General features: G+C 73.7%; 1 protein-coding gene. It reads left to right on the top strand.

What is annotated here, in order from left to right:
• The first annotated feature begins 19 nt into the window (after positions 1–19).
• Positions 20–14,155: a non-ribosomal peptide synthase/polyketide synthase gene (locus tag BM43_RS34005; RefSeq protein WP_045577502.1), complete on the top strand. Its 14,136-nt coding sequence runs from the start codon at positions 20–22 to the stop codon at positions 14,153–14,155.
• Positions 14,156–14,157 lie beyond the last annotated feature (2 nt).

Genomic DNA, 14,157 nt, shown 5'->3' on the forward strand with positions numbered 1-14,157 from the left:
CCACGCCCAGGACATCGCCATGAACGCCGCCATCGAAGACATCTATCCGCTGACGCCCATGCAGCAGGGCATGCTGTTCCACACCCTGATGGCGCCGGGCACCGGCGTCTACGTCGAGCAGTTGACCTGCCGGATCGGCCGGGGCCTGGACGTGGCGCGCTTCGAGCAGGCGCTGCAGGCGCTGGTGGACCGGCACGCGATCCTGCGCTCCGTGTTCGCCTGGGACAAGCTCAACGAGCCGCTGCAGATCGCCCGCCGCGAGCTGCGCGTGCCGCTCGCGCAGCTCGACTGGCGCGAGCGCCCCGCCGGGGAACGCGAGGCCGCCTACGACGCCTTCCTGGCCGAGGACTACCAGCGCGGCTTCGCGCTGGACCAGCCGCCGCTGCTGCGCTTCACGCTGATCCGCTTCGGCGACGAGGACGCGCGCTTCGTCTGGACCTCGCACCACATCCTCTACGACGGCTGGTCCTTCGCGCAGCTGATGTCGGAATTCCTGGCGATCTACGTGGCCCTGAGCCGCGGCGAGGCCAGCGCGTTGCCGCCGGTGCGCCCCTATCGCGACTACATCGCCTGGCTCAAGCAGCGCGACCTGGCCAAGGCCGAGGCGTTCTGGCGCGACAGCCTGGCCGGCTTCGCGCACCCCACGCCGCTGGAGGTGGACCGCCGCCGCGAGGACCGCGCCGGCGTCGAACAGATCATCTGGCGCTACGAGGAAGCCGGCACCGCGCGGCTGCGCGACTGGACGCGCCGCGCCGGCATCACCATGAACACGCTGGTGCAGGGCGTGTGGGCGATCCTGCTGGGCCGCTACAGCCGCCAGGACGACGTGGTGTTCGGCGCCACCGTGTCGGGGCGCCCGGCCGAGATCGAGGGCATCGACTCGATGGTGGGCCTGTTCATCAACAGCCTGCCGGTGCGCGCGCGCATCGACCGCCAGGCCATGCTCGGCGACTGGCTGCGCGCGCTGCAGGCGCACAACGCGCAGATGCGCCACTACGAATACACGCCGCTCACGCAGATCCGCGAATGGAGCGAGGTGCCCGCCGGCCTGCCGCTGTTCGCCAGCATGCTGGTGTTCGAGAACTACCCGATCGACGCCTCGCTGCGCCAGGCCGACCAGATCCTGCCGATCGGCGAGGTGCGGCTGCGCGAGCAGGACAACTACCCGCTGACCTTCGGCGCCTCGCTGTCCTCGCACCTGGAATTCCTGGTCAGCTACGACACGCGCCACTTCGAGCTGGCCACCATCGAGCGGCTGTGCGGGCACCTCGAATGCCTGTTCGAGGCGATCGGCGCCGACCCCGAGCGGCGCGTGGGCGAGCTGCCGGTGCTCGGCGAGGCCGAGCGGCGGGCCGTGCTGCGCGACTGGAACGCGCCGTTCGCGGCGCGGCCGGCGCCCGATGCGGCCGCCACCCTGCAAGACCGCTTCGAGGCGCAGGCGGCAGCCACGCCCGAGGCGCCGGCCGTGATCCACGGCGACACCGTGCTCGGCTACGCCGAACTCAACGCGCGCGCGAACCGCGTGGCCGAGGCGCTGCGCGCGCGCGGCATCGGCCCGGAAGCGCGGGTGGGCATCGGCTTTAGCCGCGGCGCGGCGATGGTGGCGGCGATCTACGGCATCTGGAAGGCCGGCGCGGCCTACGTGCCCTTCGATCCGGACCAGCCCGCGGCACGCTTCGCACTGCTGCGCGACGACGCGCGGCTGGCCGCGATGCTGACCGAGCCGGCGCTGGCCGCGCGCTTCGGCGGCCTGCCGGTGATCAGCCTCGACGAGGCTTTTTTCGCCGGCGCCGAGGGCGACGCGGCACCGGCCGGCAATCCGCCCGGGCGGGCGCTGCCGGGCAACCTCGCCTACGTGATCTACACCTCGGGCTCGACCGGTCGCCCCAAGGGCACCCTGGTGAGCCAGGCCGCCACGCTCAACATGGCCGCCTCGCACGCGGCGATCCTGGCGAACGTCGCGCCCGGGCCGCTGCGGGTGGCCTGCAATGCCTCGCTGTCGTTCGACGTGTCGGTGGCCGAGATGGCGGTGCTGCTCGACGGCCACGCGCTGGTGATCGTGCCCGACGAGGTGCGCCGCGCGCCCGAGGCCCTGCTCGACTTCATCGAGGCGCAGCGCATCGACGCGATCGACTGCCCGACCCTGCAACTGCGCTACCTGATCGAATCGGGCGGCACGCGGCTGCCGCGCTACGTCTCCACCGGCGGCGACGCGATCGACGCGGCGATGTGGGCCGCCGCGCGCGAGATCGACGGCACCCGCTTCTTCAACTTCTACGGCCCGACCGAATGCACGGTCGACGTCAGCGTGGCCGAGCTGCACGCGGCCGGCACCCTGCCCGTGATCGGCCGCCCGCAGGCGGGCTCGCGGCTCTACCTGCTCGACGAGGCCATGCAGCCGGTGCCGCCGGGCGTGGCCGGCGAACTCTACGTGGGCGGCGCCAACCTGGCGCGCGGCTATCTCGGCCAGCCGGCCATGACCGCCGCCCGCTTCGTGCCGGACCCGTTCGCCGCACAGCCCGGCGAGCGCCTCTACCGCAGCGGCGACCTGGCCCGGCACCTGGCCGACGGCACGCTCGAATACGTCGGCCGCGCCGACGACCAGCTCAAGGTGCGCGGCTACCGGATCGAGCCGGGCGAGGTCGAGACGGCCCTGCTGGCCACCCGCCCGGTGATCGAGGCGATCGTGCTGCCGCAGGAAACCGGCCCCGGCGAACGGCAGCTGGTGGCCTATGTCGGCGTCGATCCGGGCCAGGAGCAGACGCGCCACTGGGGCGAATCCTTCGACGACATCTACGACGTCGAGGGCCCGGCCGACGCGAGCTTCAACACCGCGGGCTGGAACAGCAGCTACGACGACCTGCCGATTCCCGCCCCGCAGATGCGCCGCTGGCTGGACAGCACGCTCGCGCGCATCCTCGCGCTGAACCCGCGCCACGTGCTCGAGCTGGGCGTGGGCACCGGCATGCTGCTGCACGGCATCGCCCCGCATTGCGCGCGCTATTACGGCACCGACCTGTCCGCGCGCGCGATCGCCCAGCTCGACGCGGCGGTGCGGGCCGCCGGCTATCGCGATTGCGAGATCGCGCTGCTCGCGCGCGGCGCGCACGAGATCGAGGCCTGGCAGGAACTCGGCTTCGACACGGTGGTGATCAACTCGGTGGCGCAGTACTTCGAGAGTCCCGACTACCTGCTGGCGGTGATCGAGCGCGCGGTGGCGGCGATTCCCGAGCGCGGCCACGTATTCCTGGGCGACCTGCGCCATCACGGCCTGCTGCGCGCCTTCCACACCTCGCTCGAACTGTTCCGCGCGCAGCCCTCGACGCTGCTCTCGCGCCTGCGCGAATCGGTGGCGCGCATCGAGGCCGGCGAGACCGAGCTGCTGGTCGATCCGGCCTTCTTCTTCGCGCTGGCCGAGCGCTGGCCGGCGATCACGCACGTCGAGGCGATGCCCAAGGCCGGCGAGGACGACAACGAGCTGACGCGCTTCCGCTACGACGTGGTGCTGCGCGTCGATCACCAGCGCGCGCGAGCGGGCGACGCCGCGCCGCTCGTGCCGGATTGGATCGACTGGGACACGGCGCTCGCCGCCGACCAGGCCCTGGCCGAACTGGACCGGCGCCTGGCGGCGGGCGCGTCGCCCTGCCTGGCCTTCGCCGGGATTCCCGATGCGCGGCTGGAGGCGCAGGTGGCGGCCGACGCGATGGTCCACGCCGAGGCCGCGCCGCGCGCCACCGTGGCCGAGCTGCGCCGCGCCGAGGCCGCGCGCACGCGCCGCGGCATCGCGCCGGCGGCCTGCGAGACGCTGGCCGCGCGCCACGGCTACCGGTTGCAGCTGAGCCGCGCGGCCGGCGCGCTCGGGCAGTTCCACGCGGTATTCACGCGCGAGCCGGTGCGCATCGACTGGCGCGCGCGCTTCGGCCACGACGGCGCCGCCCCGCTCGTCAATCGGCCTTGCGCCGTCCAGTTGCTGCCGAAGATCCACAAGCAGATCCTGCAGGCGCTGCGCACGCGCCTGCCCGACTACATGATCCCGGGCCGCCTGGTGGTGCTCGACCGCCTGCCGCGCGGCATCAGCGGCAAGATCGACCGGCGCGCCCTGCCGGCGCCCGACGCGACGGCCAACGCGGGCCTGGCGGCCGACGCCGCCGCCCAGGGCGCGGCGCTGTCGCCGACCGAGGAGATCCTGGCCGGCATCTGGAGCGAGATCCTCGGCGTGCCCGCGCTGGGCGCGCAGGACAACTTCTTCGACCTCGGCGGCCATTCGCTGCTCGCCACCCGCGTGATCTCGAAGGTGCGCGCCGCGTTCCAGGCCGAGCTGCCGATCCGCGCCCTGTTCGAGATGCCGACCGTGCGCGGCTTCGCGCAGCGCGTCGAACTCGCGCAGCGCGAGCGGGCCGGCACCAACCTGCCGGCGATCACCGCCAACGCCGCCGGCTCGACCGATGCGGCGCCGCCGCTGTCCTTCGCGCAGGAGCGGCTGTGGTTCATCGACCAGCTCGAAGGCCCTTCCGCGCTCTACAACATGCCGATCGCGGTGCGCCTGTCGGGCCGCCTCGATCTGGACGCGCTGCAACGCGCGCTGGACACCATCGCCGGGCGCCACGCCACGCTGCGCACACGCCTGGCGGTGCCCGAGCACGGCCCGCGGGCCGAGCACGCCCAGGGCCAGCCGGCGCAGCTGATCGCACCCGAGGCGGGCCTGCCGATCCGCCTGGTCGAGCTCGACACGCTGGAGCGCGAGGCGCGCGAGGCCCGCATCGCCGAGCTGACGGCCGAGGAAGCGCGAACTCCCTTCGACCTGGCGCGCGGGCCGCTGGCGCGCGCCACCCTGCTACGCGCCGGCGACACCGAGCACATCGCCCTGCTCACCCTGCATCACACGGTGGCCGACGGCTGGTCGATCGGCGTGCTGGTGCAGGAACTCGGCGCGCTCTATGGCGCCTTCGTGCAGGGCCGCCCCTCGCCGCTGCCGCCGCTCGAACTGCAATACGCCGATTTCGCCGCCTGGCAGCGCAAGTGGCAGGCCGAGGGCGTGCTGCAACGCCAGCTCGACTACTGGCGCGGCGCACTGGCCGGCGCGCCGGCCCTGCTGCCGTTCCCGACCGACCACCCGCGCGCCGCGCATCGCGCCCATCGCGGCGCGCATGCCGGCTTCGTGATCGACGCGCCGCTGGCGGCCGCCGCGCGCGCGCTCGGCCGCGGCACCCAGAGCACGCTGTTCATGGTGCTGATGGCCGCCTTCGACCTGCTGCTGGCGCGCTACTCGGGCGAATCGGACATCTGCGTCGGCACCGTGGTGGCCAACCGCAACCGCGCCGAGCTGGAGCCGCTGATCGGCCTGTTCGCCAACACCCTGGTGATGCGTGCCCAGGTGGACCCGGCCGCCTCGTTCCGCGCCCTGCTCCAGCGCGTGCGCGGCGCCGCGCTGGAGGCGCATGCCAACCAGGACCTGCCCTTCGAGCAGGTGGTGGACGCGCTCGCGCCGGTACGCAGCCTGAGCCACCAGCCGCTGTTCCAGATCATGCTGTTGCTGCAGAACACGCCGGACACCGCGCTCACCCTGCCGGGCCTGTCGCTGCAGTCGCTGGGCGCGGCCGGCACCACCGCCAAGTGCGACCTGATCCTCAACGTCAGCGAGGCCGGCAGCGAGCTGCATTGCGACCTCGAATACGACCTGAACCTGTTCGAGGCCGGCACGGTCGAGCGCATCGGGCGCCACTTCACGCAGTTGCTGCGCGCGGTCACGGCCGCGCCCGACGCGCCGATGCGCGGCCTGAGCCTGTTCGACGCCGCCGAGCTGCGCGAGCTGAGGCAACAGGCGAACGCCACCGAGCGCGCCTGGCCCGAGCCGGCCGACTTCATCTCGATGTTCGAGGCGCAGGCGCGGGCCACGCCCGGGCGCGTCGCCGTCACCGGCGCGGGCCGCACGCTCGACTACCGCGAACTCGACGCGCGCGCCGATCGGCTGGCCCATGCGCTGGCCGCGCGCGGCATCGGCCCGGAGGACCTGGTCGGGATCCACACCGAGCGCGACACCGACATGATGGTGGCCGTGCTCGGCGCGATGAAGACCGGCGCGGCCTATGTGCCGCTCGACCCCGAGCTGCGGCCCGAGCGGCTGCGCTACATGGTCTCCGACGCGCGGCTGGCCGCGATCGTCACGCAGCGCGCGCTGCTGGCGCACACGCCCGACGGCGCCGACGCGATCTGCCTGGACGACGCCGAGGTGGAACACGCGCCGGCCACGCCGTTTCGCCGCGCCCGCGCGATTTCCCCCGAAGCGCTGGCCTACCTGATCTACACCTCCGGCTCGACCGGCACGCCCAAGGCCGTGCAGGTGCGCCAGCAAAGCCTGGCCAACCTGCTGCGCTCGATGCGGCAGGCACCCGGCATCGAGGCCGACGACGTGATGCTCAGCGTCACCTCGCTGGCCTTCGACCTGGTGGTGCCGAACCTGTTCCTGCCGCTGACCTGCGGCGCGCGCACGGTCTACGCGCCGCGCGAACTCACCGACGATCCGGCGCGCCTGGCCGAGCTGATGGAGCATCACGGCGTGAGCCTGATGCAGGCCACCCCGGCCACCTGGCGAATGCTCGTCGAGCACCGCTGGCCGACCCTGCCCGCGCCGCTCAAGCTGCTGTGCGGCGGCGACGCGCTGGGCGCCGACCTAGCCGCCCGGCTGCTCGAACACGTGCCGGCGGTCTGGAACATGTACGGACCGACCGAAACCACGGTGTGGTCCTCGTTCACCGCGCTCGAGCGCGCCGCCGACGCCGCCTGCATCGGCCGGCCGCTGGCCAACACGCGGCTCTACGTGCTCGACGAGGCGGGCCAGCCGGTGCCGCCCGGCGCCGCGGGCGAACTGCACATCGGCGGCGACGGTCTCGCGCGCGGCTACCTGCACCAGGCCGCGATGAGCGCCGAGCGCTTCGTGCCGGACCCGTTCGCGGGCCGCCCGGGCCAGCGCATGTACCGCACCGGCGACCTGGCGCGCCAGCTCGCCGACGGCCGGCTGCAACTGCTCGGCCGCCTCGACAACCAGATCAAGCTGCGCGGCTTCCGCATCGAGCCCGGCGAGATCGAGGCCGTCCTGGCCGCGCGCCCCGGCATCCGCGAATGCGTGGTGCTGGCGCGCGAGTTCGGCGACGGCGACCAGCGGCTGGTGGCCTACCTGGTGCGCGAGCCGGCGGGCGCGTCGGCCCTCGAAGCCGGCGATGCGAGCCACGCGGCACCGCCGGCCGACACCGCCGAGGCACTGCGCGACGCGCTGGCCGCCACCCTGCCCGACTACATGGTGCCGGCCTGCTTCGTCGAGATCGAGGCGGTGCCGCTGACCGCCAACGGCAAGCTCGACCGCCGCGCGCTGCCGCTGCCCGAGCTGACGGCCCCGGCGGTCCATGTCGAGCCGGCCACGCCGCTGCAAGCTCAAATCGCGGCGATCTGGGCCAGCCTGCTCAAGCGCCCCGCGATCGGCCTGCACGACAACTTCTTCGAGGCCGGCGGCCATTCGCTGCTGGCTACCCGGCTGGTCGCCCACCTGCGCCGCGAACTCGGCGTGGAACTGCCGCTGCGCGCGGTGTTCGAGGCGCCCACGCTGGAACGGCTGGCGCGCCGCGTGCAGGAAGCCGGCGAGTCGGCCGCGCAGGCCGATACCCAGCCCGCCGCCGCGCCGATCCTGCCGCGCACGCATCGCGAGGCGCCGCCGCTGTCGGCGGCCCAGCATCGGCTGTGGTTCCTGGAGCAGTTGCAGCCGGGCAATCCGGCCTACACGATCCCGCTGGTGGTGCGCCTGTCGGGCGCGCTCGACGTGGCCGCCTTCGGCCGCGCGGTGAATGCCGTGGTGGCGCGCCATGCCACGCTGCGCACGCGCTTCGCGGTACGCGAGGGCGAACCGGTGCAGCAGATCGCGCCGGCGCTGGCCATCGAGGTGCCGCTGGTGCGGCTCGACCAGGAGCCCGAGGCACAGCGCGACGCGCGCGCCCGCGCACTGATCGACGCGGCCGTGCAGTTGCCGTTCGACCTGGCCACCGGCCCGCTGCTGCGCGTCTCGCTGCTGCGCCTGCGCGAGGACGAGCACATCGCGGTGGCCGTGATCCACCACGTGGTGGCCGACGGCTGGTCGCTCGACCTGCTGGTCGACGAGATCGCCGCGGGTTACCGCGCCGCACTGGAGGGCACCACGCCCGCGCTGCCGGCCCTGCCGGTGCAATACGCCGACTACGCTTGCTGGCAGCGCGAACGGCGCGAGGCCGGCGTGCTCGACGCGCAGTTGCGCTACTGGCTCGACCAACTGGCCGGCGCGCCGGCCCTGCTGCCGCTGCCGACCGACCGGCCGCGCCCGGCGGTGCAACGCCACCTGGGCGCGGCGCTGGCCTTCGAGGTGCCGGGCGACACCGCCGCCGCGCTCGACGCGCTGGCGGCGCGCCACGGCGCGACCCGCTTCATGGCCCTGGCGGCCGCCTTCGACGTGCTGCTGGCGCGCTACAGCGGCCAGGCCGACATCTGCCTGGGCACGCCGATCGCCAACCGCCGCCAGGCCGAGCTGGAGCCGCTGATCGGCCTGTTCGTCAACACCCTGGTGCTGCGCAACCGGGTCGACCTGCGCGCCGGTTTCGACACCCTGCTCGGCCAGGTGCGCGACACCGCGCTGGCCGCCTACGCGAACCAGGACGTGCCCTTCGAGCAGGTGGTGGAAGCCCTGCAGGTGGAGCGGCACCTGAGCCACACGCCGGTGTTCCAGGTGATGCTGGCGCTGCAGAACGCGCCGGGCGCCGGACTCGCGCTGCCGGGCCTGCGCCTGCAGCCGCTGGCGGCCGACACGCGCGCCGCCAAGTTCGATCTCTCGCTCTACGTGAGCGCCGGCGCCGAGGGGCTCGACTGCCTGTTCGAGTACGACACCGACCTGTTCGACACCGCCACCGTCGAGCTGCTGGCGCGCCGCTTCGTGCGCCTGCTCGAGGCGGTGCTGGCGCAGCCGTCGCGGCGCGTCGGCGAGCTGCCGCTGATGGAGCGCGAGGAACGCCGCCGCGTGCTGGAGGACTGGAACGCCACCGCCGTCGAGCCTCGCGACGCGGGCGAGCCGGCCCTGCACCTGCGCATCGAGCAGCAGGCCGCGCGCACGCCCGAGGCGACCGCGCTGGTGTTCGAGGGCGACTCGCTCAGCTACGGCGAACTGGAACGCCGCGCCAACCGCCTCGCGCATGCGCTGATCGCGGCCGGCGTGCGGCCCGACCAGCCGGTCGCGCTGTGCCTGGAGCGCTCGCTGGAAATGATGGTGGCCCTGCTCGGCACGCTCAAGGCCGGCGCGGCCTGGCTGCCGATCGACCCGGCGCTGCCGCGCGAGCGGATCGCGCTGATGCTCGACATGGCGCGTCCCGCGGCGATCCTCGGCCACTCGCGGCTGGCCGCTCGCCTGCCGGCCCACGACGGCCTGCCGCTGCTGCTGGTCGACCAGCAGCCGGCCGGCGCCGCCGACTCGCCCGCCGACCACTCGCCGGGCCTGCCGGTGCACCCCGGCCAGCTCGCCTACGTGATCTTCACCTCGGGTTCGACCGGCACGCCCAAGGGCGTGGGCGTCGACCACGCCGGGATCGGCAACCGGCTCGCCTGGATGCAGCGCGCCTACCCGATCGGCGCGGGCGATCGCGTGCTGCAGAAGACGCCGCTGAGCTTCGACGTCTCGGTCTGGGAACTGTTCTGGCCGCTGCGCGAGGGCGCCACCCTGGTGATCGCGCGCCCGGGCGGCCACCAGGACCCGGCCTACCTGCATGCGCTGATCGCGAGCGAGCGGATCTCGACGCTGCACTTCGTGCCCTCGATGCTCGACGCCTTCCTGCAGGCGCGGCCGGCCGGCGCGCTGCCGACGCTGCGCCAGGTGATGTGCAGCGGCGAGGCGCTGCCCGCCGCGCTGGTGGCGCGCTTCGCGCAGGCGCTGCCGCGAGTGGCCCTGCACAACCTCTATGGCCCGACCGAGGCCTCGGTCGACGTGTCGGCCTGGAGCTGGCCGGCGCCCGAGGCCGGCTCGGCCGCGGACGCGATCCCCGCCGTGATCCCCGCCGTGATCCCCATCGGCAAGCCGATCGCCAACACCCGTCTCTACGTGCTCGACGAGGCCGGCCAGCCGGCCCCGGCCGGCGTGCCGGGCGAACTCCACATCGCCGGCATCGGGCTCGCGCGCGGCTACCTGAACCGCCCCGCGCTGAGCGCCGAGCGCTTCGTGCCCGATCCCTTCGCGGCCACGCCGGGCCAGCGCATGTACCGCAGCGGCGACCTGGCGCGCCACCTGCCCGACGGCACGCTCGAATACCTCGGCCGCATCGACGAGCAGCTCAAGCTGCGCGGCCTGCGCATCGAGCCCGGCGAGATCGAGGCGGCCATCGCCCGCCTGCCGGGCGTGCGCGAAACCGTGGTGGTGGCGCGCGAGTTCGGCCCCGGCGACCGCCGCCTGGTGGCCTACGTGACGGGCGAGGGCTTCGACGCCGCCGCGGCCCCTGCCGCGCTGTCGGCCAGCCTGCCCGACTACATGGTGCCCGCGCACTTCGTGCGGCTCGCGGCGCTGCCGCTGAGCGCCCACGGCAAGCTCGAGCGCCGCGCGCTGCCCGCGCCCGACGCCCGCGCCGCGGAAGGTGCCGGCGGTGCCAACGGCTTCGCCGCGCCGGTCACCGCGCTGCAACGCGCGCTGGCCGCGATCTGGGCCGACGTGCTCAAGCTCGAGCGGGTCGGCCTGGACGAGCACTTCTTCGCCGCCGGCGGCCATTCGCTGCTGGCCACCCAGCTGGTGGCACGCATCCGCCGCGACCTCGGCCTCGAGCTGCCGCTGCACGCGATCTTCGAGGCGCCCACGCTGGGGCGCCTGGCCGCGCGCATCGAGGATGCCGGCGCCGGCACGCGCCTGGAGACGCCAGTGCTGCGCGCCGAGCACTTCGGGCCGCCGCCGCTGTCCACCGGCCAGCAGCGCCTGTGGTTCCTCGACCAGTTGCAGCCCGGCAGCAGCGCCTACCTGATCCCGCTGGCGCTGCGCCTGAGCGGCCGGCTCGACGTCGAGGCCTTCCGCCGCGCCGTCAACGCGGTGGTGGCACGCCACGACGTGCTGCGCACCACCTTCCCGATGGTCGACGGCGAGCCGGTGCAGACCGTCGCGCCGCGGCTGGACATCGAGGTACCGCTCACCGCGCTGGACACGCTGCCGGCCGAGCAGCGCGAGGCCCGTGCCGCCGAGCTGGCCGACCAGGCCGCGCGCGCGCCGCTCGACCTCGCGCGAGGCCCGCTGCTGCGCGCCGGCCTGCTGCGGCTGGCGGCCGACCGGCACGTGGCGATGCTGACCCTGCACCACATCATCGCCGACGCGTGGTCGGTGGGCGTGCTGCTCAACGAGATCGCCGAGTGCTACCAGGCGGCGCTGGAGGGCCGGCCCGCCGCGCTGCCGGAACTGGCGATCCAGTACACCGACTTCGCGGCCTGGCAGCGCGAGCGCCTGAGCCGCGGCGCGCTCGACACCCAGCTCGACTACTGGGTCCACCAGCTCGCCGACGCGCCCACCCTGCTGCCGCTGCCGACCGACCACGCGCGCCCGCCGGTGCAGCGCTACCTGGGCGCGACGCTCGACTTCCGGGTGCCGGCCGAGACGGTGGCCGCGCTCGGCGAGATCGGCCGGCGCGGCGGCGCCACCCTGTTCATGACGCTGACGGCCGCCTTCAAGGTGCTGCTGGCCCGCCACGCGGGCCAGGCCGACATCTGCGTGGGCACGCCGATCGCCAACCGCCGCCAGGCCGAGCTGGAGCCGCTGATCGGGCTGTTCATCAACACCCTGGTGCTGCGCGACCGCATCGAACTGCACGAGGGTTTCGACGCCCTGCTCACGCGCGTGCGCGACACCGCGCTGGCCGCCTACGCGCGCCAGGACGTGCCCTTCGAGCAGGTGGTGGACGCGCTGCAGCTCACGCGCCACATGAGCCATTCGGTGCTGTTCCAGGTGCTGGTGGAGCTGCAGAACGTGCCGCTCACGGCCGCGCCGATGCCCGGCCTCGAGGTCGAGCCCTTCGCCACCCCGGGCCACGCCGCCAAGTTCGACCTGACGCTGACCATGTGCCAGGTCGAAGGCGGCCTGGACTGCTCGCTGACCTACAACACCGACCTGTTCGAGGCCGCCACCATCGAGCGCATGGCGGGCCACTTCCGGCGACTGCTGGCGGGCATCGTGGCCGCGCCGTCGACGCGGGTGGGCGCGCTGCCGATGCTCGACGACGCCGAGCAGCGCCGCATCGTCCACGAGTGGAACGACAACGCCGTCGACTACGGCAACCACGCGCAAGGCGAAGGCACCCTGCACGGACACTTCGAACGCCAGGCCGCGCTCACGCCCGACGCGCTCGCGGTGGCCTCGCCGCTGGCGCGCCTGAGCTACGGCGAGCTGAACGCGCGCGCCAACCGTCTGGCGCACCACCTGCGCAGGCAATACGGGCTCGGCGCGGGGCGGCTGGCGGCGATCTGCGTGGAGCGCTCGGTCGAGATGATGGTCGGCCTGCTGGCGATCCTGAAGACCGGCGGCGCCTACGTGCCGCTCGACCCGAGCCACCCGCACGAGCGCCTGCAGACCATGCTCGACGACGCGCGCCCGGCGGTGCTGCTGACCCTGGCGCGCCATGCCGGGCAACTGCCGGCCACCGGCGTGCCGGTCTGCACGTTCGACGCCGGCCTGCCCGACGAAGCCGCGCTGCCCGATCACGACCCGGGCCTGCGCACCTACTCGAGCGAGCTGGCCTACGTGATCTACACCTCGGGCTCGACCGGCAAGCCCAAGGGCGTGATGATCTCGCACTACACGCTGATGCAGTACCTGCGCTGGGGGCAGACGGCCTACCCGACCGAGCGCGAGCTGGGCTCCTTCGCGCAGTTGCCGCTGGTGTTCGACGCCTCGATCACCACGCTCTACATCCCGCTGCTGTCGGGCAAGGACGTGCACCTGCCGCCGCCCGACGCGGGCGCGGACCTGTTCGCCTTCCTCAAGGAGCCGCACGACCTGAGCGTGCTGAAGATCACCCCGGCGCATATCGACCTGGTGGCCGCCAGCATGCCGAAGTCGAGCGTGCGCACCCGCATCGCCACCACCGTCAGCGGCGGCGAGGCGCTGACCGCCGCGCAGGCGCGCGTCTGGCTCGACTACTTCCCGGACACCACCCTGATCAACGAATACGGCCCGACCGAAACCACCGTCGGCTGCTCGGTGCAGACGCTGCGCGGCAGCGTGCCCTACGAGGCCACGGTGCCGATCGGCTGGCCGATCGCCAACACCCAGATGCATATCCTCGATCCGCTCGGCAACCCGGTGCCGGCCGGCGTGGTGGGCCAGCTCTACATCGCCGGCGAGGGCCTGGCGCGCGGCTACCTGAACCGCCCGGCGCTGAGCGCCGAGCGCTTCGTGCCGAACCCGTTCTCGGCCACGCCGGGCGCGCGCATGTACCACTCGGGCGACCTGGCGCGCTACCTGCCCGACGGCACCATGGACTTCCTCGGCCGCATCGACGACCAGCTCAAGATCCGCGGCTTCCGCATCGAGCCCGGCGAGATCGAGTCGGCCATCTCGGGCCTGCCCGGCGTGCGCGACGTGTTCGTGGCGGCCTGGCGCAACCCGTCCGAGGCCGGCGAGCAAGGCGTGGCGCTGGTGGCCTACGTGGTGCCCGAGGTGCAGGGCGAGGGCGACGTGTCGACGCTGCGCGCCGCGCTGCGCGAGATGCTGCCCGAATACATGGTGCCGGCGCACTTCGTGGAGCTGGCGCACCTGCCGCTGACCTCCAACGGCAAGGTCGACCGCCGCGCCCTGCCGGCGCCGCAGCCGCGCTCGCGCGCGCACGGCGAGGCCGCCCCCGAGACGCCCACCGAGATCGCGCTGGCCGCGATCTGGGAGAACGTGCTGCGGGTGCCCGGGGTGGGCCGCCTGGACAGCTTCTTCGACATCGGCGGCAACTCCCTGCTGGCGGTGCAGCTGGTCAACCACGCGGCGCGCGAGTTCGGGGTGGCCCTGCCGATCCGCGTCGCCTTCGAATTCCAGACCGTCGCGGCCATGGCGCAGTACGTCGACGAAATCACGATGTTGCAGGCGATGTCGTCGAACCACGACTCGCTCTCCGACGACGCCATCAGCATGAGGATCTGAGA

Origin of the sequence: Burkholderia gladioli (assembly GCF_000959725.1) — a bacterium.
Taxonomy (GTDB): Bacteria; Pseudomonadota; Gammaproteobacteria; order Burkholderiales; family Burkholderiaceae; genus Burkholderia; species Burkholderia gladioli.